At 44.7% G+C, this 24,951-nt stretch carries 20 protein-coding genes, 1 other RNA gene and 1 other annotated feature; of the genes, 14 read left to right on the forward strand and 7 right to left on the reverse strand.

Annotated elements, in window-relative coordinates; translation table 11 throughout:
- Positions 1-77 precede the first annotated feature (77 nt).
- The 4 genes from recJ to dtd all read left to right on the forward strand — a co-directional run bounded on the left by recJ (position 78) and on the right by dtd (position 5,823).
- Entirely contained in the window at positions 78-2,441 is a 2,364-nt protein-coding gene (gene recJ, locus HPK16_RS02370) for a single-stranded-DNA-specific exonuclease RecJ (RefSeq protein WP_181675423.1), read from the forward strand.
- Positions 2,438-2,959: an adenine phosphoribosyltransferase gene (locus tag HPK16_RS02375; protein WP_181675424.1), complete on the forward strand. Its 522-nt coding sequence runs from the start codon at positions 2,438-2,440 to the stop codon at positions 2,957-2,959. The genes recJ and HPK16_RS02375 overlap by 4 nt, the downstream gene beginning before the upstream one ends.
- Positions 2,960-3,126: 167 nt before the next feature.
- Positions 3,127-5,346, forward strand: a complete 2,220-nt coding sequence (locus HPK16_RS02380) for a RelA/SpoT family protein (RefSeq protein WP_181675425.1) — start codon at positions 3,127-3,129, stop codon at positions 5,344-5,346.
- 21 nt (positions 5,347-5,367) lie between these two features.
- Positions 5,368-5,823 (forward strand): D-aminoacyl-tRNA deacylase, encoded by a 456-nt coding sequence (gene dtd / locus HPK16_RS02385; protein ID WP_181675426.1) that lies wholly within the window; start codon positions 5,368-5,370, stop codon positions 5,821-5,823.
- Positions 5,824-6,170: 347 nt separating this feature from the next.
- Here dtd and HPK16_RS02390 read toward each other — a convergent pair whose 3' ends face one another.
- Positions 6,171-7,457 (reverse strand): N-acetylmuramoyl-L-alanine amidase family protein, encoded by a 1,287-nt coding sequence (locus HPK16_RS02390; RefSeq protein WP_181675427.1) that lies wholly within the window; start codon positions 7,455-7,457, stop codon positions 6,171-6,173.
- A gap of 156 nt (positions 7,458-7,613) precedes the next feature.
- Positions 7,614-7,849 (forward strand) — a binding site (T-box leader).
- Between the two features lie 102 nt (positions 7,850-7,951).
- Here HPK16_RS02390 and hisS point away from each other — a divergent pair.
- Both hisS and aspS read left to right on the forward strand, forming a co-directional pair.
- Complete coding sequence (hisS, locus tag HPK16_RS02395; protein WP_181675428.1) at positions 7,952-9,244, forward strand: histidine--tRNA ligase; 1,293 nt, start codon at positions 7,952-7,954, stop codon at positions 9,242-9,244.
- Positions 9,241-11,010, forward strand: coding sequence for an aspartate--tRNA ligase (gene aspS, locus HPK16_RS02400; protein WP_181675429.1), 1,770 nt, complete (start codon positions 9,241-9,243; stop codon positions 11,008-11,010). Before hisS ends, aspS begins: the two co-directional genes overlap by 4 nt.
- 95 nt (positions 11,011-11,105) lie before the next feature.
- Here aspS and HPK16_RS02405 read toward each other — a convergent pair whose 3' ends face one another.
- The 4 genes from HPK16_RS02405 to cymR all read right to left on the reverse strand — a co-directional run bounded on the left by HPK16_RS02405 (position 11,106) and on the right by cymR (position 13,952).
- Positions 11,106-11,483, reverse strand: coding sequence for a hypothetical protein (locus tag HPK16_RS02405; RefSeq protein ID WP_181675430.1), 378 nt, complete (start codon positions 11,481-11,483; stop codon positions 11,106-11,108).
- A 154-nt stretch (positions 11,484-11,637) separates the two neighbouring features.
- The gene (locus HPK16_RS02410; protein WP_036079256.1) at positions 11,638-12,006 is read right to left on the reverse strand and encodes a P-II family nitrogen regulator; all 369 of its coding nucleotides are present in this window, start codon (positions 12,004-12,006) and stop codon (positions 11,638-11,640) included.
- Positions 12,007-12,018: 12 nt separating this feature from the next.
- The gene (locus HPK16_RS02415) at positions 12,019-13,224 is read right to left on the reverse strand and encodes an ammonium transporter (RefSeq protein WP_181675431.1); all 1,206 of its coding nucleotides are present in this window, start codon (positions 13,222-13,224) and stop codon (positions 12,019-12,021) included.
- A 308-nt stretch (positions 13,225-13,532) separates the two neighbouring features.
- Positions 13,533-13,952: a cysteine metabolism transcriptional regulator CymR gene (gene cymR / locus HPK16_RS02420; protein WP_036061761.1), complete on the reverse strand. Its 420-nt coding sequence runs from the start codon at positions 13,950-13,952 to the stop codon at positions 13,533-13,535.
- A gap of 202 nt (positions 13,953-14,154) precedes the next feature.
- Here cymR and HPK16_RS02425 point away from each other — a divergent pair, with 202 nt between their 5' ends.
- The 8 genes from HPK16_RS02425 (at position 14,155) to HPK16_RS02460 (ending at position 22,671) form a co-directional block, all read left to right on the forward strand.
- The gene (locus tag HPK16_RS02425; protein ID WP_181675432.1) at positions 14,155-15,429 is read left to right on the forward strand and encodes a replication-associated recombination protein A; all 1,275 of its coding nucleotides are present in this window, start codon (positions 14,155-14,157) and stop codon (positions 15,427-15,429) included.
- 124 nt (positions 15,430-15,553) lie between these two features.
- Positions 15,554-15,743, forward strand: a non-coding RNA gene (ssrS, locus tag HPK16_RS02430) — 6S RNA.
- Positions 15,744-16,122: 379 nt separating this feature from the next.
- Positions 16,123-17,268 carry a cysteine desulfurase family protein gene (locus HPK16_RS02435; RefSeq protein ID WP_181675433.1) on the forward strand — a complete coding sequence of 382 codons (1,146 nt, stop codon included), beginning with the start codon at positions 16,123-16,125 and terminating at the stop codon, positions 17,266-17,268.
- An 18-nt stretch (positions 17,269-17,286) separates the two neighbouring features.
- Positions 17,287-18,396, forward strand: coding sequence for a tRNA 2-thiouridine(34) synthase MnmA (gene mnmA / locus HPK16_RS02440; RefSeq protein ID WP_181675434.1), 1,110 nt, complete (start codon positions 17,287-17,289; stop codon positions 18,394-18,396).
- 75 nt (positions 18,397-18,471) lie between these two features.
- A complete protein-coding gene (locus tag HPK16_RS02445) occupies positions 18,472-19,197 on the forward strand; it encodes an alpha/beta hydrolase (protein ID WP_181675435.1) in 726 nt (241 codons plus the stop codon).
- A 15-nt stretch (positions 19,198-19,212) separates the two neighbouring features.
- Positions 19,213-19,881, forward strand: coding sequence for a tetratricopeptide repeat protein (locus tag HPK16_RS02450; RefSeq protein WP_181675636.1), 669 nt, complete (start codon positions 19,213-19,215; stop codon positions 19,879-19,881).
- A 31-nt stretch (positions 19,882-19,912) separates the two neighbouring features.
- Positions 19,913-22,306, forward strand: coding sequence for an SF1B family DNA helicase RecD2 (gene recD2 / locus HPK16_RS02455; RefSeq protein ID WP_181675436.1), 2,394 nt, complete (start codon positions 19,913-19,915; stop codon positions 22,304-22,306).
- 14 nt (positions 22,307-22,320) lie between these two features.
- Positions 22,321-22,671 carry a DUF4180 domain-containing protein gene (locus HPK16_RS02460; RefSeq protein ID WP_181675437.1) on the forward strand — a complete coding sequence of 117 codons (351 nt, stop codon included), beginning with the start codon at positions 22,321-22,323 and terminating at the stop codon, positions 22,669-22,671.
- Between the two features lie 59 nt (positions 22,672-22,730).
- Here HPK16_RS02460 and pieS read toward each other — a convergent pair whose 3' ends face one another.
- Positions 22,731-24,167, reverse strand: coding sequence for a two component system sensor histidine kinase PieS (pieS, locus tag HPK16_RS02465; RefSeq protein WP_181675438.1), 1,437 nt, complete (start codon positions 24,165-24,167; stop codon positions 22,731-22,733).
- On the reverse strand, positions 24,164-24,859 hold the full coding sequence (gene pieR / locus HPK16_RS02470; RefSeq protein WP_181675637.1) for a two component system response regulator PieR: 696 nt from the start codon (positions 24,857-24,859) through the stop codon (positions 24,164-24,166). The genes pieS and pieR overlap by 4 nt, the downstream gene beginning before the upstream one ends.
- Between the last annotated feature and the right edge of the window lie 92 nt (positions 24,860-24,951).

A 24,951-nucleotide genomic window follows, 5' to 3' on the forward strand; every position in this document is an offset into this window, starting at 1 on the left:
TTAAATGAAGGCTGCCTAATTAGGTGGTCTTTTTTATGTTTTTTGGGTATAATGGGTAGGTTGAGGGGTGGTAAATCATGATTCATTCTAAATATAAATGGCAAGTGGAGACGGCGGATGCGGCGGCGATGCAACAGGTGGCTGATGAGCTGAAATGTACGCTACCGATGGCGGAATTATTTGCGCGTCGCAAGGTCACGACTGCTGGTCAATTGGATAAATTTTTAAATCCGGATAAGTATGAAGCGTATGATCCGTTTTTGTTTGCAGAGATGGGGCTTGCGGTCGACCGGATTAAGCAGGCGATTGAGGCCGAGGAGCAGATTCTTGTTTATGGGGATTATGACGCGGATGGTGTGACGAGTGTAACGGTGTTGTTGAAAACGTTGCGTAAACTTGGCGCGAATGCTGATTTTTATATTCCGAATCGCTTTACGGAAGGCTATGGACCGAATGTGGCGGCTTTTACGCAGGCGAAGGATTCGGGCGTGGATTTGTTGATTACGGTGGATAATGGGATTTCGGCGCTTGATGTGATGGCGCATGCGAAGGAGATTGGTCTAGATGTAATTGTGACGGATCATCATGAGGCGAAGGAAACGATGCCTGAGGCGGTCGCTGTGATTCATCCACGTCATCCGGAGTCTAATTACCCATTTCCTGATTTAGCGGGTGTTGGGGTGGCTTACAAGCTGGCTCACGCGTTGTTAGGCGAGGAACCGACGGAATTGCTGGACTTAGTGGCGATTGGGACGGTGGCGGATTTGGTTTCGCTGACGGATGAGAACCGGTTATTTGTGCAAAAAGGACTGCGAATTCTGCGGGAGAATGCGAATATCGGTGTGTCTGCTTTGGCAAAACTGGCTAGCGCGAAACTTCCTGAGGCGAATGAGGAGACGATTGGTTTCGTGATTGCGCCACGTTTGAATGCAGTTGGTCGTTTAGGCCCTGCGGATCCGGCGGCTGATTTATTGCTTACGGAAGATCCGGAAGAGGCGGTTTTCTTGGCGGAGGAAATTGATGAGGCAAATAAAGAACGGCAAACGATTGTGGCACAGATTGCTGAGGAAGCGATTGCGATGATTGAAGCGGAGTTTCTTGGTGAAGGGAATGAAGTGCTTGTCATCGGGAAAGCGGGCTGGAATCCTGGTGTTGTTGGGATTGTGGCTTCGCGTTTGGTGGATCGTTACGCGCGACCTGTGATTGTGCTTGGTTTTGATGAGGTGACGGGAATCGCGAAAGGTTCTGGGCGGAGTATCGAGGCGTTTCATTTATACCAAGCGCTTGATGCGAACCAGGAGCTTTTAAAAGCGTTTGGTGGACATCCAATGGCGGCTGGTATGACGCTTGATGTAGCGGATGTGGCGACGTTGCGGGCCAATTTATCGAAGCTGGCTCGGGAAACGTTGTCGCCGGATGATTTTGTGTCGATTTTGCGTGTGGAAGAGGCGATTCCAGTTGAGACGGTGACGATTGATTTTATCACGCAGTTGAACAAGTTGGCGCCTTTTGGTACGGATAATCCCAAACCAGTTTTTGCGTTGGAAGGTGTTCGGTTGAGCGGTACGAAGCGGATTGGCGCGGACAAGAACCATCTGAAAACGGCGATTACAGCAGATTCAGGTGCTTCGGTTGATGCAGTTGGATTTGGAACTGGCGAGCTCGTTGAAAAAATTTCTCCGATGGCAAAAGTGGATGTGGTCGGCGAATTATCGATCAATGAATGGAATAATATGCGTAAACCGCAACTCCGCATCGTGGATTTGAAAATTGGACATTGGCAATTGTTTGATGTCAGAAGTCGCGCGGAATGGGAAAAGTTGCTGCAAACGGATGGTATGGCGGATAAAGTTTTCGTGTGTTTCCAAGACGGAACTAAGGAAAAATTGTTAGCGTCTAATGCGAATCTTGTTTGTGCGCAGATTCAGTCGATCGAGGACTGCGTGGATGCTGCGACGAAAGACCTTATTTTTGCGGATATGCCGGATGATGTGGCTTTGCTTGAGGCATTGGTTACGAACACGGCGGCGGATCGGATCTATTTGCATGTCGAAGCCGAAAATGGGAATGCGATTGCATCGATGCCTAGTCGGCAACATTTCGCGCAACTCTATGCGGTACTAAAAAAACATCAACCTTTCCCGCTCGCTCAAAATATGTCGCGTCTTTGTAAACAATTTAGCTGGACGGATGATCAAGTTGATTTTATGTCACGCGTGTTTTTTGATCTAAATTTTGCTACAATAGAGGATGGCGTGATTAGATTGAATGAAATTGGGGAAAAACGTAATCTGGAGGACTCGGCCGTTTATAAAGCTCGAGAATACCGTATTGCGATGGAACAGAAATTACTCTACTCCAATTACAACGAACTGTACGATTGGATGGAGAAGCTGATGAATTCGAAGGGGAATTCAATTTTGGAGGAAATAGTGAAATGAACTTAGAAGAATTGAGAAGTTATGTAGCGATTGTTAATGATTGGCCGAAAGAAGGAATTGTTTTTAAAGATATTACGCCATTGATGAGTCATGGTGAGGCTTACAAGTTTGCGACGGATCAAATTGTAGAATATGCAAAAAAATTAAGTGTGGATGTCATTGTTGGACCTGAAGCGCGTGGTTTTATTATCGGATGTCCGGTGGCTTATTCGCTTGGAATTGGCTTTGCACCAGTTCGTAAACCGAATAAATTGCCGCGTGAAACGGTGGATATGGAATACGATTTAGAGTATGGCACGAATAAATTATCGATGCATAAAGATGCGATTCAACCTGGACAACGGGTGCTTATTACGGATGATTTGTTAGCGACTGGTGGCACGATTGAGGCGACGATTAAACTTGTCGAAGAACTCGGCGGCGTTGTGGCTGGCTGTGCTTTCTTAATCGAACTAACAGAGCTTGAAGGCCATAAAAAATTAGAAGGATATGACCGCCTAATTTTGATGGATTTCTAAGGCTATTTTCAAAAAAAGTGTTTTTTCAGGCTCAAGCAACAAAATTACTTTGTGAGTCGTCTAAAACATGTTATAATATCAAATAAGAATTATTTTAAAAAGCACTCATTCGTGGGTGCTTTTACATACTTTATAGATAGCGTGGATGAAAAGGGTGTGGGGACATTATGGCTAAAGAACAAAATTTAACAGCGGATCAAGTAATTGAAATGGCTTCTCATTACATGAATGAGGAGCATCTTGCGGTTGTCAAAAAGGCGTGTGACTATGCACGTGAGGCGCACAAGGATCAATTCCGTAAATCGGGGGAACCTTACATTATTCACCCTATCCAAGTGGCAGGAATTTTGGTGGAGCTGGAGATGGATCCGGCTACTGTTGCTTCTGGATTTTTGCACGATGTTGTAGAAGATACGCCAATTACATTGCAGGATTTAGAAGAGGCGTTTAGCCCAGAAATTGCGATGATTGTCGATGGCGTTACGAAACTTGGAAAAATTAAATACAAATCGCATGAGGAGCAACAAGCGGAGAATCACCGTAAAATGTTCATCGCGATGGCGCAGGATATTCGCGTTATGCTCGTGAAATTGGCAGATAGACTGCACAATATGCGGACATTGAAACATTTACCGGTGGAGAAACAGCGCCGTATTGCGAATGAGACGTTAGAAATTTTCGCACCGATTGCGCATCGTTTGGGGATTTCCCGTGTAAAATGGGAGCTTGAGGACACCGCGTTACGTTATTTGAATCCGCAACAATATTACCGCATTGTGCATTTGATGAAGCAGAAGCGGGAAGAGCGGGAACGTTATTTGCGAGATGTGATTGATGGCGTGAATGAGAATTTGGATGAGTTAAATATCAAGGCGGATATTTCTGGTCGCCCGAAACATATTTATTCGATTTACCGCAAAATGTCGGAGCAACACAAGCAGTTTAACGAAATCTATGATCTGCTAGCGGTTCGGATTTTAGTGGATAGCATCAAGGATTGTTACGCGGTTCTTGGTATCATCCATACGCGTTGGAAGCCGATGCCGGGCCGTTTTAAAGATTATATTGCGATGCCGAAATCAAACATGTATCAGTCGCTTCATACGACGGTGATTGGTCCGCAAGGCGAGCCGTTAGAGGTGCAAATTCGGACGCTGGAAATGCACCAAATCGCAGAGTACGGGGTTGCGGCGCATTGGGCTTACAAAGAGGGGAAAGTCATCAATTCGAAGACTTCCTTCGACAACAAAATGAGCTGGTTCCGCGAAATTATTGAATATCAAAATGAGTCGGAAAACGCCGAGGAATTCATGGAATCGCTGAAACTGGACTTGTTCACCGATGTCGTCTATGTTTTTACACCAAAAGGAGATGTGTTCGAGCTGCCAAACGGTTCTGTACCGCTTGATTTTGCTTATCGAATCCATACCGAAATTGGGAACAAGACGATAGGCGCCAAAATCAATGGCAAAATTGTCACGCTTGATTATAAGCTGAAAACAGGCGATATCATTGAAATTTTGACGTCGAAACATTCGTATGGACCAAGTCGTGATTGGCTGAAACTCGTGCAGACGTCGCAAGCGAAAAATAAGATTCGTCAGTTCTTCAAACGTCAAGCGAAGGAAGAGAACGTCGAAAAAGGCCGCGATATGGTTGAAAAAGAGTTGCGCCAACTTGACTTTGATCCGAAGAAAGTAATGACAACGGAAAATATGAATAAGCTTGGAGAACGCCTGAATTTTAGTCATGAAGATGATTTGTTTGCGGCGGTAGGTTATAACGGTATTACAGCGCTTCAAGTTGCGAATCGTTTGACGGAGAAAGAGCGCCGCATACGGGAATTGGAAGAGCAAGCAGAAATGCTAACAAATAAAATTGAAGCGAAGCCGAAACACACGACGGACAGCAATAACGAGCGGCTTAAAATCAAGCATAATGCAGGCGTGGTTGTGCAAGGTGTTGGTAATTTACTCATCCGTTTATCGCGCTGTTGTAATCCAGTTCCGGGTGACGAAATCGTTGGTTATATCACAAAAGGCCGCGGTATTTCGATTCACCGGAAAGATTGTCCGAATGTCACTGGTCCAGATACTGAGCGTTTGATCGATGTTGATTGGGAAGACGCGGATATGACGGCTAAAACGGACTACAACGTCGATATTGAGGTGTTTGGCTATAATCGTAATGGTATGCTGAATGATATCTTACAAGTCGTGAACAGCCTTACAAGCAATATTAACGGCGTCAATGCAAAAGTTGATAATAACAAAATGGCGACGCTCGTTCTGACGCTTCAGATTCATAATATTAATCATTTGCAACGCGTTGTCGATAAGATCAAGCAAGTTCCTGATGTCTACACGGTTAGACGTTTAATGAATTGAGGCTGACTGGGGGAATTTAGTATGCGAGTTGTGGCGCAACGCTGTTATGAAGCAAGTGTAACGATTGATGATGAAAATGTGGGAGAAATCGCTGGTGGGCTTTGTCTGCTAGTTGGTTTCACGCATGGCGATACAGAAGAAGACGTAACGTATATTGTGAATAAAATTGTCGGATTGCGTATTTTTGAAGACGATGAGGATAAAATGAATTTGTCGATTCGAGATTTTGGCGGGGCAATTCTTAGTGTTTCTCAGTTCACTTTATATGCCGATGTGAAAAAGGGGCGCCGTCCGAGTTTTACGAATTCGGCGGCTCCTGATGCGGCATCGGATTTGTATGATTTGTTTAACAAACTGCTTGCGGCTGAAGGGATTGTCGTTGAGACTGGGGTTTTCGGTGCGATGATGGATGTGCGGATTGTGAACCATGGTCCGGTGACGATTATTTTGGACTCGCAGGAGTTGTTGGGGAAATAGGGTTGTGGGTTAGGTAATGAAAAAATGCTAGGACAAGATTTGGAATCTTGTCCTAGCATTTTTTGTGTTTTATTTTGTTTTGGGAAATGTTTGGGCGTCTTTGTTTCGCGTCTCCGAATCGGGTCTCACGGGCTAGCTCCTCGAAATTTTCGTGCCCTCCACAAAAACCAAGTGCGGGTTTTGCGTCTCCGAATCGGACTTCAAGAGCCAGACTCTCGGAAATTGTTGATACTCTTAGGAATCGTATTTTGGTTCCTTAGAGTATCAATATGAGTGCGAGCAAAGGGAGCATTCTATCCCTGCTGCCTCTAACAATTTCTGTCGAGTCTAACGGGCTCTTTCAGTACCTAATTTTTAAAATACCCGCTCAACCCCTCAAAAATTGAATCGGCGACGTCTTCGCGGAAGCTGTTGGAGTTCATTTTTTCTTCGTCGATGCTTGAGCTTAGGTAACCTAGTTCTAGCAACACGGATGGTTGGGTGTTTTCGCGTAGTACATAGAAGTCGCCGGAGCGTGTGCCGCGATTTTTGCTTGATAGGTTACTTGCTAGGCTCGCGTTGATGCTTTCGGCTAAGCTTTGGTCTTTGTTTTTATAGTAGTACGTTGTTTGTCCGTTGACACTTGCGTCGCTTGCGTCTTCTACGGAATCAAAATGAAGCGAGATGAAGGCGTCTGCGTTGTATTTTTCTGCTTTTCGAGCGCGATCTTTCAGGGAAACATATTCATCGCTATCCCTTGTTAAAATAACTTTTGCACCGCTTTGTTCTAGGCGTTTAGCTACCGATTTGGCTGTTTTTAAGGTTGCTTTCTTTTCTACGGTACCATTCTGACCTTGTGCGCCTGGATCGTTTCCTCCGTGACCTGGATCAATAACGATGGTTGCCTCGGCGAGTGATGTTGTTTTGGATTTTGGTGCGCTTTTGGTTTTGGATGTTGAGACGTCGACAACCCAGTTTGCGACGTAACCTTGTGCGCCAGATGATGTTGTTATTTGATACCAATCACCTTGCACGCCGTCAATATTATAGACGGTTCCGGCATCGGCTTTCTCAATCGTGTTATTGTTGCGACCTGGACCTGAACGGATATTCGTGCCGTTAGATCGGATGGTGACGGTTTGCAAATTGCTTTTCGATTCTTTGGTTGCTGATTCTTGCATCTTAATGTATGTCGAGTTCACCCACGCTGTTTGACCTTGGTACTGGATTTGCGTCCAACCATTGGATTGACTTGTGACGGTGATTTGATCGCCGCCTTTCAAGTTTCCGAGGATGGTACTGTTTGTGGATGGTTTGCTACGAACATTCAGACCGCCGTCACTTGTAACGGTAGCGAGACTGTTACTGGAAGCACTGACATCGATATTTTTAACGAGCCAGCTTGCCACGTAACCACTTTGCCCGTTTTCGAGGCGAACTTTGTACCACTTATTTTCCTCATCGATCACGTTTAGAATTTCATTTTTTCTGACTTGAGATGTGACGTCGAATGCGAGTCCTGGTCCGCTTCTGACGTTTAGAACCTCTGCTTTTACTTGCACCGTGTTTGCATTTGCCATCGCGATTGTAGACAAGATGCCGGCTCCAATAAGCAAGAACGAGAGCACGGTTATAAACAGGAACTTATTTTTCATCAATGGACACCACCTATACCCCTAAATAAATATCTACTATAAAAAGATTATCACAAAACAAGGTATTATGAAACAGTAAACCCACAAATTCGCGATTATTTTTCAAAACGTTGTTGACTTTTGAGCCAAATTCTAGTAGTCTTAAGGGTAATTAATAGATGACCGATGACGGAGAAAAGTATAACAAGCATTTGCTGGTAAAGAGAGACGGGTTCCTAGGCTGTAAAACCTGTCGCAGTTAAATTGTTAGAAAGACACTCCAGAGGCTTCTTGCTGAAAGGCACATGATGCTTAGTAAGTAAGAACGTTGACAGGCGTTAACTGTTTTGAGTGGAGGGATTTTTTTGTTCCTCAATTTAGGGTGGTACCACGGGTTAACTCTCGTCCCTTGTTTTATTTAGTTAAGACAGGGGCGGGAGTTTTTTGTGTTCCCATGGAAACACAAAAAACGCCAAAGCCAACGATACTATCGTAATTTTTAGGAGGGATAAGGCATGCAGATGAAATTGCCAAGAGGAACACGCGATATTTTACCAGGAGAAGTAGAGAAATGGCATTATGTAGAGCGCGTTTTTCAATCGATTTGTGAGAGATTTCAATATGAAGAAATTCGGACACCGATTTTTGAGCATACAGAATTATTCCAACGCGGCGTAGGAGATACAACGGACATCGTTTCAAAAGAGATGTACACGTTTCAAGATAAGAAAAATAGAAGTTTAACATTGCGCCCAGAAGGCACGGCATCCGTTGTGCGTGCGTTTGTAGAACATAAATTATTCGGACAAGTGAATCAACCAGTAAAGTTATATTACACAGGCCCGATGTTCCGCTACGAACGTCCGCAAGGCGCGAGACAACGCCAGTTCACTCAAATGGGGCTGGAGGCGCTTGGAAGTAATGATCCTGCGATTGATGCGGAGATTATTTCACTCGCAATGTCCTTCTATAAAGAATTGGGACTACAAAATATTGAACTCGTGATTAATAGTTTGGGCGATAAAGAAAGCCGTTTGAAGCATAAAGATGCATTAGTTGCGCATTTTGAGCCACAAATCGATGAGTTTTGCGCGGATTGTCAAGTGCGTCTGCATAAAAATCCATTGCGCATTCTAGATTGTAAAGTCGATCATGCCCACCCGCTCATTGCGACGGCGCCATCGATTTTGGAGTTTTTGAATGAGGAATCAACTGCTTATTTTGCAAAAGTGAAGACATATTTGGATGCATTAGGCATTGCTTATACAGTTGATCCGACGCTTGTTCGTGGCTTGGATTATTACAATCATACGACATTTGAAATTATGAGTACGGCGGAAGGTTTTGGCGCAAAATCCACACTTTGTGGCGGCGGTCGTTATCACGGTTTGGTGCAAGAATTTGATGGACCGGAAACGCCGGGTGTTGGTTTCGGTCTAGGCGTGGAGCGTTTATTCGCTGCGTTGGATGTAGAAGGAATCGAACTTCCTGTGGCGCGCGAGCTTGACTGCTATGTTATTACAGCGACGGAAACGGCTGAGGTGAAGGCTGTGGCGATTGTTAACGAGCTACGTTTAAACGGTTTTAGCGTGGAGAAAGACTACATGGCCCGCAAAATGAAAGGCCAATTAAAAGATGCAGATCGCAAAAATGCGCGGTTTACGATGATTTTAGGCGATACAGAACTTGAAAGTGGTACCTGCAAGTTGAAAAATATGAAAACAGGTGAGCAAACGGAAATCAATTTAGCGGCTGTGGTGGCTGGTTTACAGGCCGCACGCGAGCAAATAGAGGGGGAAAACAAATGAAGAAAAGAACGTTGTATTGTGGCGATGTCACGGAGAAACATATCGGGGAAAAAGTAACGCTACACGGCTGGGTACAAAAACGTCGTGATTTGGGAGGACTTATTTTTATCGATTTGCGCGATCGTGAAGGAATCGTCCAAGTAGTTTTTAATCCAGATTTTTCAGCAGAGGCGCTATCCATTGCCGAATCGGTTCGTAATGAGTTTGTGGTAACGGTTGTTGGGACGGTAGCTGCGAGAAGCGAAGGCGCGATCAACGATAAATTAGCGACAGGTCGGATTGAAGTTTTAGCAGAGGAAATTGAAGTGTTGAATGCTTCGAAAACACCGCCATTCTATATTGAAGATGGTGTGAATGTATCGGATGAATTGCGTTTGAAATATCGTTATTTGGATTTGCGTCGTCCTGAGATGAATCAAATTTTTCAGATGCGCCATACGGCCACGAAAACATTCCGCCAAAAATTAGATCAAATGGGCTTTTTCGATATTGAAACACCGTATTTGACGAAGAGTACGCCAGAAGGTGCGCGTGATTATTTGGTACCGAGTCGTGTGTATCCAGGTAATTTCTATGCGCTGCCACAATCGCCGCAAATTTTGAAGCAGTTGTTGATGTCTGCTGGTTTTGATAAATATTACCAAGTGGTGCGTTGTTTCCGTGATGAAGATTTGCGTGGGGATCGTCAACCGGAGTTTACCCAAATCGATTTAGAGACGAGTTTCCTGACGAAAGAGGAGATTCAAGAAATTACCGAAGAAATGTTGGTAGCAGTTGTTGAGGCGACGAAGGGAATTAAAATCGAGAAACCGTTCCCGCACATGACATACGCTGAGGCGATGGATCGTTTTGGTAGCGATAAACCAGATGTACGTTTCGGCTTAGAACTGAAAAATATGGCAGAAGCAGTAGCGAATGTTGATTTCAAAGTGTTTACGAACGCGATCGAAAGCGGTGGCGAAGTAAAAGCAATCAATGCAAAAGGCGCAGCGGCGAACTATTCGCGTAAAGATATCGATGCGTTAGGCGAATTCGTTGGTAGATACGGCGCGAAAGGCCTTGCTTGGATGAAAGTAGAAGAGGATGGCTTCAAAGGGCCGATTGCCAAATTCTTCACACCGGAAAATCAGGAGGCAGTTGCAGGTGTTTTAGATGCGGAAGTTGGCGATTTATTACTATTTGTTGCGGATAAAGCAGAAGTAGTCGCGGCGTCACTTGGTGCGTTACGCTCGAAACTTGGGGAAGAGCTGGATTTGATTGATCGAAACGAATTGGCGTTTTTATGGGTGACAGATTGGCCGTTGTTCGAATACGATGAAGAAGCTGGCCGTTTCGTGTCCGCTCACCATCCATTCACGATGCCACAAGACGCGTCATTGCTTGAAACCGCGCCAGAAAAAGCGATGGCAGAAGCGTATGATATCGTGTTAAACGGCTATGAAATTGGTGGAGGCTCACTCCGTATTTATAAAAAAGAAATGCAACAACAAATGTTCCGCGCGCTTGGATTTACCGATGAAGAGGCAACAAATCAATTTGGTTTCTTGCTAGAAGCGTTGGAATATGGAACACCGCCACATGGTGGAATTGCGCTTGGCTTGGACCGGATTATCATGATTCTTGCTGGCAGAAATAATTTACGCGACACGATTGCGTTCCCTAAAACAGGAAGTGCAGCAGATCCGTTGACGAATGCGCCAAGTGAAGTTAGCGCGGCACAACTGGCCGAGCTAGAACTTGCGATTGAGGCGAAGAAAGCAGAATAAAGTAATGAAAACAGGATTCTCCACGTCGTTTATGTGGGGAATCCTATTTTTGTGTTTGAAAAAACCATAGGCATTACTTTGCCTACGGTTCTAATTCAATTAGCTGAGGACGTATCAATCATTGTGACCTCCACGTCATTCGCTAAGATTCCGGTGTTGGTTTCATTCGACCAAAACGGACCTTCTAATGTTTTCTTTTCCTTGCTGCTCACGTCATGCTTGTCGTAAAATCTAGCCTCTATAGCATAGCGATTACCGACTTTCACCGAATCCCATTGTGACTCGTCAAGGTCTAACTTAATCTTTTTGCTACCTGCTCCTTCGATGTTTCCTGAAACGGAATTGTCCTCATTCTTCTGTGTGACTAGAAAATTAAAAGAAACATCTATTGGAGAAGCGGAGTTTTGCAGAAAATAATAACCTCCTGCTAAAAAAACAATCGCGATAATTGTAAAAAAGGGGATCTTTCGCATCTTTGTCTATCTCTCCTTCATATATAAAAAACATCCAATTTAGCTACTTCTTCATTATAAGCTCTGTTTTTCATTTCGGGAAGGGGAAAACGCGATTTCTCATTGTATTTTTAGAATTACTTCCGTTTTATTTATACGCATCTCATTTTAAAGGCTATTTTTCTTTAGGATGATCTTGCAAAGCATCGACGCCACGCTCGCCGGTGCTGATTTTAATGACTTCGGCAACGGGATAGATGAAAACTTTGCCATCGCCGGGTTCACCAGTGCGTAACGTGTTTTTTACGACTTCTAAAACGGCTTCAACAGGAACCGTGCTGACAACAATCTCGATCTTCATGCGTTCATGCACATTGTTTTCCTTCTTTTTGCCGCGATATAGTTCGATTAAGCCTTTTTCCAGACCGGTTCCGAGCGCCTTCGTGACAGTGAGTCCGCTAACTCCGATTTCTGCGAGTGCTTTTTGGAATTCGTAAAAACGATTTGGACGTGTAATAATTTCGATTTTTGTTAAGTTTGACAATAGAACCACCCCTTAATCATGATAGGCTTTTTCGCCGTGAAGCGTTAAATCAAGCCCTTTGTATTCTTGGTCTTCATCCACTCTGATAGGTAGGAATATTTTGATAACATAGATAATGATGATGGTAGCAATTGCAACGAAAACGACCGTGGAACCAATAGCGATGAGTTGTTTACCGAGTAGGCTTGCATTTCCGTAAAAAAGACCGTCCGCGCCGAGCTTGTTAATTTTTGTAGTAGCAAAAAGGCCTGTCGCAATGCCGCCCCAAATACCGCCAATACCGTGCAAACCGAAAGCGTCAAGTGCATCGTCGTATTTCAGTTTACCTTTCAACCAGAATACTGCCCAGAAACAAATTGCGCCACCGAGAAAGCCGATGAGCAAAGCACTGCCAACCGTGACGAATCCAGCTGCGGGCGTGATCGAGACAAGGCCTGCGATCGCGCCTGAAATCGTACCGAGCATCGTCGGTTTTTTGTTAATCAGCCATTCAACGGCGACCCATCCGATAATACCAGCTGCAGCGGCCGAATTAGTGTTAACGAACGCCGCCATTGCGACATGATCGATCGTCAGCGCGCTACCAACATTGAATCCATACCAACCGAACCAGACTAATATACCACCAATTAAAGCGAGTGGCAAATTATGTGGGGAGGAATTCTCAGCCTCTTTACGTCTGCCAAGTACAATTGCGAGCACAAGCCCCGTAATACCAGAACTAATATGAACCACATTCCCACCGGCAAAATCAAGCGCTCCGAGTTCGCGCAACCAACCGCCGTCGCCCCAAACCCAATGAGCAACCGGTGAATAAACAAGTAATGACCATAAAATAATGAAAATTAAGTATGCCGCAAAATTCATCCGTTCCGCAAAAGCACCAGAAATGATAGCTACTGTCAAAATAGCGAATGTCATTTGGAACATCATGAATAAAGTATGTGGAATCGCGTCGGAGTATGTCGCATTGGCATCAAAACCAACGCTATGCAAGAAAGTCCAGTCAAAACTGCCGATAAAAGCATTTCCTGGTGCAAAAGCGAGAGAATAACCAACGAAAACCCATAGAATAGAAATAATCGCCATCGAGCTAAAGCTATACATCGCAGTGCTTAGTACGTTTTTACGGCGAACCATCCCTCCATAGAATAAAGCAATCCCAGGTGTCATCAGCCAAACTAACAAGGTACAAAAAAACATAAATACTGCTTCCATGTGACACTCTCCTTTTTGTTAGATAATCTAACATTTGTTTTTTGTTTATGTGATAATAATACTGCAAACTGAAAATAAAGCAAGCTATTTTATCTGAAAATTATAATTTTGTTAGATTATCTAACATATAGCGCTTTCTTTAAATGATTTTTGCGGATTTTGGAGTTTTAGTTTAAATATTCTTTTTATTTGAAGTTAATTTTTTGCGAGAAAATAGATGACATATGGATGTGAAAAAGGAATTTTGAATAAGGCTAAATGGGCGAAAGAAAAAACTACTCACGTTGAAATGTAAGTAGTTTTTCGGTTTAAATATAAAACATGTAGCCGTCGAGTAGTGGATCGTCGCCATGGCTCGCTAAATCTTCTAATGTTGTGCTGTCTAATACTTCTTTGACGGCATTACGAATTCGGAGCCAAAGTTCGCGCTGTGCTGCTTCCTCATCCTCGATACTTTCGACAAGAACAATAGGGCCTTCCAAGGTGCGGATGATGTCGCCAGCTGTTATTTTTGCGGGTTCATCACCTAGAATATAGCCACCGTGTGCACCGCGGATACTTTTGACAATACCTGCGTTACGAAGTGGACCAATCAATTGTTCTAAGTAGTGTTCGGATAACCCTTTTTTTTCGGCGATGGAACGGAGGGAAATGGGACCTTGTCCAAAACATCGCGTTAATTCTAGTACAATAGTTAAGCCATAGCGGCCTTTTGTTGTGATTTTCATAATAACCTCCAAATAATGTCGCGATTTTCTGATATAATTAGGAAGAATCGCCTCCGTACGATTAGTTGAAACTTGTCTAATCGTGATACCAGAATAATTATATAGTATATGGCGCCAAGAAGCTAATGAAATAGATATTTTTCGCAACAGAACATACGCTCTTATGGTATAATTGATGAAAGATTATTAGAGGGGGAGAGATATGGCTATTCAACCGCTTGCTTACCGAATGAGGCCGAAGTCGCTAGATGATATTGTTGGGCAGACGCATCTTGTTGGTAAGGATAAAGTTATTTATCGGATGGTAAAGGCAAAACAGTTGTCTTCCATGATTTTATATGGACCGCCTGGCATTGGGAAAACGTCGATTGCGAGTGCGATTGCAGGCAGCACGAAATATGCGTTTCGGATGCTGAACGCGGTGACGAATAATAAGAAGGATTTAGAAATTGTAGCAGCAGAGGCAAAAATGAGCGGGACGGTTATCTTGCTTTTGGATGAGGTACACCGCTTGGATAAGCCGAAGCAGGATTTTTTGTTGCCGCATTTAGAGAGTGGCCAAATTATTTTGATCGGGGCGACGACGAGTAATCCGTATATTGCGATTAACCCGGCCATTAGGAGTCGGACGCAGATTTTTGAATTGAAGCCGTTATCGGTGGCGGATATCGAGCTGACGATGGACCGGGCGCTAGCGGATTCAGAGCGTGGACTTGGAACATACGATGTTGTGCTGGATGAGGATGCGAAGACCCATTTGGCGACGGCGAGTAATGGCGATGTCAGGAGCGCGCTCAATGCATTGGAGTTGGCGGTTATTTCTTCGGAGCCTGCCGATGACGGAAAAGTTCGTGTGACGTTGGAAGTCGCTGAGGAATGCTTGCAGCGGAAGAGCTTGGCGCACGATAAAGACGGCGATGCACATTACGATGTTTTGAGTGCGTTCCAGAAATCGGTGCGAGGCAGTGATGTGAACGCGGCGCTCCATTATATGGGTCGGTTGATTGAAGCGGGCGATTTGGTGAGTATAAGCCGGCGTATGCTTGTGATGGCGTATGAAGATGTCGGTCTCGCGAACCCGCAGGCCGCGACACATACCTTGTCTGCGATACAAACTGCTGAAAAAATTGGCTTTCCAGAGGCGCGAATTCCGTTGGCGAATGCGGTTATTGAGCTATGTTTGTCACCGAAATCCAATTCTGCGATTATGGCGATTGATAGCGCGCTGGCAGACATTCGAGCTGGAAAAAGTGGCGAAGTTCCAGATCATTTGCGTGATGGCCATTATTCAGGTGCGAAAGAGCTTGGTCGGGCGCTTGATTATAAATACCCACACAGTTATGAAAATGCATGGGTGGATCAGCAGTATTTGCCGGATCGACTGTTAAAAGCGAAGTATTACGAACCGAAGTTGACGTCTAAGTATGAGCAGACGATTGCTGGGGTTTATGAGAAGATTAATCAGAATAAGAAATAAGCTATCAAAGCTAACCGTTTACATGTTATCTTGTTGCTAAGTAAGAAAAGATACATCTTTTTCTGTTAATTAAGTGCTCCAAATTGAAATCTGCAAAATTTTGTGGTATTCTTAGGTCAATAAAGAAACCCTAATGTATTCGTTATGGTACCTATATTATTGAACCGAACAATTTGATCTACCTAGGGAGCCCAAGTTCGGGCGCAGCGCACATGCCTTTTCACGAGGACTTGTAAACCGTCAGACAGAGCACCCACCTGCTGTTAATAGCGGGTTCAAACAATGGTATTAAAGACGGTACGATTGGGGTTTCTTTATTATTAAATTGAGATTTGAGCGCTTCATTTGTGAACGGGATTTTGACGTTTTGCTGAATGGGGCGCTTTTTGTTGTGCGCGTAAGAAAGCGTATTTTGCTTTCCTGCGCGCTCAATATGCATGCGAACGTAGTGAGCAGGTAATCCATCAGGTGCTTTTAAACGCAAAACTCGGAATGAACTCAAAATAAATATAACCCACCTGCACACTCTGAAATACAGTAGAGTACAGATAAGCAGCGAAACTAAACGCGCTTTCATCCAAAAATCATCTTGGTTCTTTGCTTTCAGCGCCGTTTCTTGCTAAAATAGGGTAGGTTATAAAAACATTTTTTAAAGGCTAATTGTTAGTTTTTAATATAGAAAGAAGCGATTTTATGGTAGAACGTGTGTATTTGGATCATGCTGCGACTAGTCCAATTCATCCAGAGGTTGTGCAGGCGATGTTGGCTAGTTTTACGAATAATTATGGGAATCCTTCTAGTATTCATTATGCTGGGAGAGAGGCTCGGAAGGCGCTAGATGAGGCGCGTGCTATTGTGGCGCGTAGTATCGGGGCGGATGAACGTGAGATTGTGTTTACAAGTGGCGGTACGGAGGGTGATAATGTGGCGCTAATTGGAGCGGCCTATGCGAATCGTGCGCACGGTAAACATATTATTACAACGGCGATTGAGCATCCGGCGGTTTTGGAGACGTGTGTGTTTCTGGAAACGAAAGGGTTTAATGTGACGTATTTGCCGGTGGACAAGACGGGTGTTATTTCGTTGGAGGATTTCGATGCGGCGCTTACGGACGAGACGATTTTGGTTTCGATTATGTATGGGAATAACGAGATTGGTTCGGTGCAACCGGTTCGGGCGATTGGCGAGCGGTTGACGGGGCACCAGGCGTTGTTTCATACGGATGCGGTGCAGGCTTTTGGGATGTTCGAGATGGATGTCGCGGAGCTTGGCGTGGATATGTTGACAGTGACGGCGCATAAGATTAATGGACCGCGCGGGATTGGCTTTTTGTATGTGAAAAATGGGACGAATTTGCAGTATCCTTTTCACGGCGGGGAGCAGGAGCGTAAGCGGCGAGCTGGCACGGAGAATTTGCCGGGAATTTGCGGTATGGCGGAGGCTGTGCGGATTTCTTTGGAGTCGCGAAAACAGAAACGTTCGGATTTTGCAGAGTATAAGCAGGTTTTAGTGGATACTTTTGCGGAGAGTGGTGTTCTTTTTGAGGTGAATGGTTCGCTTGAAAAAGGGTTGCCGCAGGTGTTGAATGTTCGCTTTCCGGGTGTGTCGGTGGAGCAGTTGTTGATGAATTTAGATATGGAAGGAATCGCGGTTTCTAGTGGTTCGGCTTGTACGGCTGGCACGGTGGATCCGTCGCATGTGTTGGTGGCGCTGTTTGGTGCGGAACATCCGGCTGTGCGCGAATCGATTCGGATTAGTTTTGGACTTGGTAATTCCTACGAGGAGATGGAGAGTGCAGCAAGTGAGATTGTAAAAGTGGTACAGCGACTTTGTAAATAAATGTGAGGAGTAGTTAAAATGGATAATAGTAAGACGCGGGTAGTTGTTGGTATGTCTGGCGGCGTGGACTCGTCGGTAACGGCTTATTTGCTGAAAGAGCAGGGCTATGATGTTATCGGAATCTTTATGAAAAACTGGGATGATACAGATGAATTTGGTATGTGCACGGCGACGGAGGATTATGAGGATGTAATTCGTGTCGCGAATCAGATTGGGATTCCGTATTATGCTGTTAATTTTGAAAAGGAATATTGGGACAAGGTGTTCACATATTTCTTGGATGAGTATAAATTGGGGCGGACGCCGAACCCGGACGTAATGTGTAATAAGGAAATTAAGTTTAAGGCGTTTTTGGAGCATGCGGAAAGCTTGGGTGCTGATTTTGTGGCAACGGGGCATTATGCGCGTGTGGAAACGATTGATAATGAGGTTAAAATGTTGCGTGGTGTGGATCGGAATAAGGATCAGACGTACTTTTTGAACCAATTATCGCAAGCGCAAATTCAGAAGGTGATGTTCCCGCTTGGTGGGATGGAAAAACCGGAAGTGCGCCGGATTGCGGAAGAAGCAGGGCTTGCGACGGCTGGCAAGAAGGATAGCACGGGAATTTGTTTTATCGGAGAACGCAATTTCAAGCAATTTTTGAGTGAGTATTTGCCAGCGCAACCTGGTGATATGAAGACGCTTGATGGCAAAGTGATGGGCAAGCATGATGGGTTAATGTACCATACGATTGGGCAGCGTCATGGCTTGGGCATTGGTGGCGACGGTGATCCGTGGTTTGTTGTTGGGAAGGATTTGGCGAATAATGTCTTGTTCGTGGAGCAAGGTTTCCATCACGATAGTCTGTATTCGGATTCGCTTGTAGCAACGGATATGAGTTTTGTATCGGATCGTCCTGTTGACGCGGTTTTCCATTGTACGGCGAAATTCCGTTATCGCCAAGAAGATGTTGGTGTGACCGTGCATTTGTTGGATGGAAATAAAGCACATGTGGTGTTTGATGAACCAGCTCGTGCGGTGACGCCGGGTCAAGCGCTCGTTCTCTATGATGGGGATGTTTGCTTAGGCGGCGGAACGATTGACGAGATTTATAAGCAAGATGCACAGTTGCAATATGTAGGGTAATTCGCATGAAAAAGGGTTTGGGATGGGATGATTTCCTGAACTCTTTTTTTGATAAATGATGAGAAGAGGATTCGCATGAAAAAAACGTTATGGATTGTGTTGGCTGTGCTGGTTTTGATTGTTGGGGGCGCTTATTTTTACTTTAACACGTCACCGAGTCAGTTTGCGGAAGAGGCTGGGAATTCGACGAAAAAAGTGGATGTCGTGGATGATAGTGGTTTTCTGATGTTCACACCGATGAACCAGGATGTGAAGGAAAGTGTGATTTTCTATCCAGGCGCTTTTATTGATACGCTGAGTTATGCTCCGATGGCGAAAGGATTGGCGAATGCTGGATATAAAGTTTATATTGCGGAAATGCCGCTCGATTTGGCTGTTTTTGGGCAAAATAAGGCTGCTGATATTATTGATAGTCATGAGGACGAGCATTTTGTAATTGGTGGACATTCACTTGGTGGTGCGATGGCAGCGCGCTTTGCTCACGAAAATATGGATGATTTGGACGGTATTTTCTTTTTAGCGAGTTATGCGGATGAGAAGGGAACGCTTGCAAAAGCTCCATTTTCGGCGTTGTCAATTACGGCAACAAAGGATGGTGTGCTAAATTGGGATACATACGAAAAAGACAAGAAATACTTGCCTGAGAACACGACTTTTGTATCAATTAAAGGTGGGAATCACGCACAATTTGGCGCTTACGGAAAGCAGAATGGTGATAATGATGCCACGATTAGTGTGGAAGAACAGACAAAGGAAACGGTGACGGCACTGAAAACTTGGCTCGCTGTTGCGGTAAAATAGGAGGATAAGGACATGATGGATAAAAATGCACAAGGTATTGAAGCGATGCAAAAAAATGATTTAGAGACAGCGGTACGTCTTTTTACGGAGGTCATCGAGGAACATCCGAATGATCCGGTAGGCTTTATTAATTTCGGAAATGTGTTGCTTTCGATGGATGATTTTGAGCGGGCGGAGCGCTTTTTTGAGCGTGGGATTGAGCTTGATAGCAAGGCCTCAGCGGCGTATTATAGTTTAGGAAATTTGTATTATGTGTTGGAGCGTTATCAGGACGCGGCGAAGCAATTTGAGAAGGCGATTGCGAATGGACTTGATTCGGCGGATGTTTATTTCATGATTGGGATGAGTTTTGCGCAAATGGATGAGAATTTGTTGGCGATTCCATATTTGCTTCGTTCGGTGGAATTGGCGCCGGATGACGTGGAGGCGGCGTTCCAGTACGGGATTGCACTCGCGAAATCGGACATGTTTGAAGAGGCAATCGGGGCGTTGGAGCGTGTGTTGATGCTGAAGCCAGATGATGCAGATGCGTTTTACAATATTGGTGCGGCATACTTAGCTTGGCAAGGCGATCTAGTGATTGGAAAAACGTATTTTGAAAAGGCTGTGGCGAGTGATGAGAATCATGAATTGGCGGCAAATGCGCTTGCGGCGATTCAAGATTTAGAAGCGAGCGGCGAATAAAAAATGGCATAAAAGACGAGGAGGTGGGGAAATGGACACGCAAGAAACGTTGGGGCTGCTCGGTGAGAACGAGGAATTATACATGAAGGGAACCGTGATGTCGACGATTTTTCACAATAGTGAGAACTTGTTTTCTGTGGTGCGGATTCAGGTGCAAGATACGAATACGACGTGGGACGAGAAGGATATCGTTGTGACGGGTTTTTTTCCTGCCCTTCATGAGCAAGAGGTATACATATTTCACGGGAAATTGATGGATCATGCCAAGTTTGGACAACAGTTTAAAGCGGATCGGTTCAAAAAAGAGATGCCGCAGACGAAGCAAGGTTTGGTGCAGTATTTATCTGGGGAACTTTTTAAAGGAATCGGGAAAAAGACGGCGGAACGTGTGGTGGAGACGCTTGGTGAGGATGCGATTAGTCGGATTTTGTCGGACCGGTCGCTACTTCAAGAGGTGCCGCGATTGCCGCTTGCGACGGCGGAAAGTTTGCTGGAATCGCTGCGTGAGAATCAAGGTTTGGAACATATTATGGTGAGTTTGAATGAGTATGGATTTGGTCCGCAGCTCTCGATGAAAATTTTCCAGGCGTATAAGCAGGATACGCTGAATGTGCTGGAGGGCAATCCATATAAGCTGATTGAAGATGTGAAGGGGATTGGTTTTAATCGTGCGGATGAGCTGGGACGCAAGCTTGGTCTTGGTGGGAATCATTATTCGCGGTTGCAGGCGGCGATTTTGTACATGTTGGAGCAGGAGTCGTTGCAACAGGGGAATGTTTTTATGGAGCGGGAGGTGTTGCTGGAGACGGTGACGCAGCTGCTTGAGAATAGTGAGCCGATTCGGATTGAGCAGGAGCAGTTGACGAAGCAGTTGTTGGCGCTTGAGGAAGATCAGAAGGTGATGACGGAGAACACGCGGGTGTATGTGCCATCGCTTTATTTCGCGGAGGCTGGATTTGCGGCGCATGTGAAACGGATGATGCGACAAAAGGAATACGAGGAACTATTTCCGAAATCGGAGTTTTATATCGCGCTTGGTGAGTTGGAGGATCGGATTGGTGTTTCTTATGGGGAGACGCAGAAATTGGCGCTTGAGCAGGCTTTGATGTCGCCGATGCTGATTCTGACTGGTGGACCGGGTACGGGGAAAACAACGGTTATTAAGGGAATCGTGGAACTTTACGCGGAATTAAATGGTGTGAATTTGGACCCGATGTCGTATAAGGATGGGCAGAAATTGCCGATTTTACTGGCGGCTCCGACGGGACGTGCGGCGAAACGGATGACGGAATCGACGGGATTGCCTGCGATGACGATTCACCGCTTGTTGGGAATGAACGGGCAGGAGCAGTTGGACGATGATAATGAGCGTTCGATTGAAGGGAAATTGTTGATTATTGACGAGATGTCGATGGTCGATATTTGGCTTGCGAATCAGTTATTCCGAGCCTTGCCAGCGCATATGCAAGTGATTTTAGTGGGAGATCAGGATCAGTTGCCATCTGTTGGACCGGGCCAAGTTTTGAAGGATATGTTGCGATCGAACGAGATTCCAACGGTGGAGTTGACGGATATTTATCGGCAGGAAGACGGGTCGTCGATTATTGAGTTGGCGCATGATATTCGGCAAGGATTTTTACCAGCGACGTTCACGAAAAACAGCACGGATCGATCGTTTTTCCATTGTACGGTGAATCAGATTGCGGAAGTCGTGGAGAAGGTCGTGGAAAACGCGAAGAAAAAAGGTTTTCGCGCGAAGGATATCCAAGTTTTGGCGCCTATGTACCGTGGACCTGCGGGAATTGATATTTTAAATCGCAAAATGCAGGAGATTTTCAATGCGAATCCGGACGGTAAGCGTAAAGAAGTGAAGTTTGGCGATATCGTGTTTCGGATTGGAGATCGGGTATTACAACTTGTGAATCAGCCGGAGAAGAACGTTTTTAATGGCGATTTTGGCGAGATTGTCTCGATTATTTATGCGAAGGAAAATACGGAGAAACAGGATATGGTTGTGGTACAGTTTGATCAGACGGAGGTCGAGTATTTTCGGCAGGAATTTGGCCAGTTGACGCATGCGTATTGTTGTTCGATTCATAAAGCGCAGGGCAGCGAGTTTCCGATTGTGATTATGCCGGTGGTGCGGAGTTATTACCGGATGTTGCGGCGCGATATTTTGTATACGGCGGTGACTCGGAGCAAGCAGTTTCTGATTATTTGCGGGGAAGAGGACGCGTTTCGGATGGGCGTCGAGCGGATTGATGAGGAGAAGCGGAATACGACGCTGTATGAACGGCTGCTGAGTGAGGAAGATATGCTGGCGACGGTGAGTAATCGGAAGTTGTTGACGGAGGAGAACTGGATGCATATTAATCCGATGATTGGGATGGATGACATCACGCCGTACCAGTTTATGCGCGCTTAGGAAGGAACATGAAAATGGAGATTCAGAAATTGGAAAATGTTGGTATTGCTCGGGTTAAGAGCGGTGAGGTTATAATAAAAGATACGGCATCGATGTTAGACTTTGTGATGAGTGTGCAATACGAAACGACGTATCATAAAATTATCATTGATAAAGTCGCTGTTTTAGAGGATTTTTTCGATCTCAAAACAGGATTGTTAGGCGATGCTTTTCAAAAATTGGTGACATATCAGCTGAAAATGGCGATAATTGGTGATTTTTCGATGTATAGTGAGAATTTTAAGGATTATATGTATGAGAGTAATAAGGGGAGTCATGTTTATTTTGTTGCTACGGAGGAAGAAGCGGTTGATAAATTGAGATAGAAAAAGACGGTATGACAGCGAATCTCGCTGTGCATACCGTCTTTTCTTGTGCAGCCACTTTATTCATTATCCGCAAAAAACGGCAATTTAATCGTAAATGTAGTTCCTTCGCCAGCCACGCTGTGCACGCTGACTTCACCGTCATGATAGCTAATCAACTGCTTCACAATCGACAGCCCAATGCCAGATTCACCAAACTTCGTGCTCGTCCGCGACATGTCGGCTTTGTAGAAGCGATCCCAAATCTGCTCGACTTCGGATTCATCCATGCCAATTCCTGTGTCGCTAATTTCGAAAATCGTTTCTTTATATTCCTGCCTTGCGGAAAGGGTAATCGTGCCGTTCTCTGTAAACTGAATGCTGTTTTTCACGATATTAATGAAAACTTGCATCAATCGATCATAGTCTGCAAAAATTTGGACGGAATCTCGGGTGTCCACAATAATTTGGTCGCCTCTATTTTCAGCAGTCAATTGTAGCTGATCCTTGATAATATCTAAAAATTCATTCGCGGCGAAAGTCGTTTTATGCAGCTGAATCTGATTCGAACGAATACGCTCATAGTCGAGATTCTCATTCACAAGCCGTGCCAAGCGCCGTGCCTCTGTATCAATCAACGCAATACAGCGATCTGTCTCACTTTTTGGAATAATATCGTTGACTAAACCTTCTGTCAAACCGCTAATCGTCGTGAGTGGTGTCCGCATTTCATGGGAAACATCGGCGATAAACTGACGGCGACGCTTTTCTTGGCGCTCAATCTCAATCGCGGATTCTTCCAACGTCTGCGTCATTTTGTTAAAATCACCGGCGAGCGCACCAATCTCATCAAACGAACTCTCCTTCAAACGCACGCTATAATTGCCCTTAATCACTTCTTTCGTCGCTGAACTTAGCTTGCGGAAGCGGTTTACTTGTAGTTTTGCGATAATCGCGCTCAAAATTAGAGCAATCGTAATCGAAATGAGAATCGTGTAGAAAACGTACCAATTAATTTTCCCGATGACTTTCTCGGTGCCGCTAATCGGTGATGTAAGCATGATTCCACCGGCAAATTCGCCGTCTTTCTCAATCGGAATACTCACGCGCGTCAGTTGATCGCTGAATCGTGTATCCATCAACGTCGAAACTGTCTTGCCTTCTTGCAATTCCTTCCATTCATCGGTTTTCAAATGGAAATCAGGCGGAAGCGGGCGGTTCGTTTGCGGATAAACAATCGCGGCGGTATCATCGAAAATCACATAATGGATGTTTTTCACGCCTAAAATTTGCTGATACGTCTGCAAAATCGGACTTCCCGTTTCCCGGTCCGACATATTCTGCACATCTTTCGCGATTTCTTCCCCATATGCCGTCAAATCCGAAACTTGCGTCTGATACAAATAATCTTTCATAAAATGCGAAATCAGCAGACCAATCATCAAACAGGCGATAAACAAAATAATAAATTGTGTCAAAAAAAGTTGGTAAAAGTATTTAAATTTCATGCGAATCATTCCGTTTCATCGAATTTGTAGCCGACGCCCCATATCGTATGAAGAAACGGATGCGCTTCGGTCGCGATTTTCTGCCGCAATCGTTTAATATGCACGTCCACCGTACGCTCATCTCCATAAAATTGGTAACCCCAAACCTGTTCTAACAACTGCTCCCGCGAGAAAACTTGGCGTGGATGCTGCATCAAAAAGTACAACAAATCAAATTCTTTCGGCGTCAAAGCCTCGAGTAATTGCCCCTCAAAATACATTTCCCGCGTTTTTTTACTAATTTTGAAATACTTCGTTTCTAAAATGTCGTCGTCCGCAGGTTTTGCCGTCGCGTCCACAGCTTGACCTTTACGACGCGTCACAGCTTTAATCCGTGCCATCAACGTCAGCGGACTGAACGGTTTCGTCACATAATCATCCGCACCAATTTCAAGACCCAACACCTGATCTGACTCCGATTCCTTCGCCGTCAAAATAATAATCGGCACATCGCTCGTCTCGCGAATTTTATGACAAATCGTCATGCCGTCCATCCCTGGCAACATCAAATCGATAATCACAATATCCCAATCTTCCTTACCAAATGTCTCAAAACCCTCCAAGCCATCATGCACAAACGTGGCGTCTATCTTTTCCTTCATAAAAAACATCTCGATCATCGTACAAACACTGACGTTATCTTCAATCATTAATAATTTCATCATTTTTGCCTCTCTCTCATTAAAGCTCTCCCTTAAAATTAGACTATATTCGCCACGAAATCAAGCTAAATAATGTTTTTCGCAAAAGTTTA

Origin of the sequence: Paenilisteria rustica, assembly GCF_013820765.1 — a bacterium.
Lineage (GTDB): Bacteria > Bacillota > Bacilli > Lactobacillales > Listeriaceae > Listeria_A > Listeria_A rustica.

Bases quoted from the DNA above. Each gene is read 5' to 3' on its own strand.
- recJ (WP_181675423.1), top strand. From the start codon at position 78: ATGATTCATTCTAAATATAAATGGCAAGTGGAGACGGCGGATGCGGCG.
- HPK16_RS02375 (WP_181675424.1), top strand. From the start codon at position 2,438: ATGAACTTAGAAGAATTGAGAAGTTATGTAGCGATTGTTAATGATTGG.
- HPK16_RS02380 (WP_181675425.1), top strand. From the start codon at position 3,127: ATGGCTAAAGAACAAAATTTAACAGCGGATCAAGTAATTGAAATGGCT.
- dtd (WP_181675426.1), top strand. From the start codon at position 5,368: ATGCGAGTTGTGGCGCAACGCTGTTATGAAGCAAGTGTAACGATTGAT.
- HPK16_RS02390 (WP_181675427.1), bottom strand. From the start codon at position 7,457: ATGAAAAATAAGTTCCTGTTTATAACCGTGCTCTCGTTCTTGCTTATT.
- hisS (WP_181675428.1), top strand. From the start codon at position 7,952: ATGCAGATGAAATTGCCAAGAGGAACACGCGATATTTTACCAGGAGAA.
- aspS (WP_181675429.1), top strand. From the start codon at position 9,241: ATGAAGAAAAGAACGTTGTATTGTGGCGATGTCACGGAGAAACATATC.
- HPK16_RS02405 (WP_181675430.1), bottom strand. From the start codon at position 11,483: ATGCGAAAGATCCCCTTTTTTACAATTATCGCGATTGTTTTTTTAGCA.
- HPK16_RS02415 (WP_181675431.1), bottom strand. From the start codon at position 13,224: ATGGAAGCAGTATTTATGTTTTTTTGTACCTTGTTAGTTTGGCTGATG.
- cymR (WP_036061761.1), bottom strand. From the start codon at position 13,952: ATGAAAATCACAACAAAAGGCCGCTATGGCTTAACTATTGTACTAGAA.
- HPK16_RS02425 (WP_181675432.1), top strand. From the start codon at position 14,155: ATGGCTATTCAACCGCTTGCTTACCGAATGAGGCCGAAGTCGCTAGAT.
- HPK16_RS02435 (WP_181675433.1), top strand. From the start codon at position 16,123: ATGGTAGAACGTGTGTATTTGGATCATGCTGCGACTAGTCCAATTCAT.
- mnmA (WP_181675434.1), top strand. From the start codon at position 17,287: ATGGATAATAGTAAGACGCGGGTAGTTGTTGGTATGTCTGGCGGCGTG.
- HPK16_RS02445 (WP_181675435.1), top strand. From the start codon at position 18,472: ATGAAAAAAACGTTATGGATTGTGTTGGCTGTGCTGGTTTTGATTGTT.
- HPK16_RS02450 (WP_181675636.1), top strand. From the start codon at position 19,213: ATGGATAAAAATGCACAAGGTATTGAAGCGATGCAAAAAAATGATTTA.
- recD2 (WP_181675436.1), top strand. From the start codon at position 19,913: ATGGACACGCAAGAAACGTTGGGGCTGCTCGGTGAGAACGAGGAATTA.
- HPK16_RS02460 (WP_181675437.1), top strand. From the start codon at position 22,321: ATGGAGATTCAGAAATTGGAAAATGTTGGTATTGCTCGGGTTAAGAGC.
- pieS (WP_181675438.1), bottom strand. From the start codon at position 24,167: ATGATTCGCATGAAATTTAAATACTTTTACCAACTTTTTTTGACACAA.
- pieR (WP_181675637.1), bottom strand. From the start codon at position 24,859: ATGAAATTATTAATGATTGAAGATAACGTCAGTGTTTGTACGATGATC.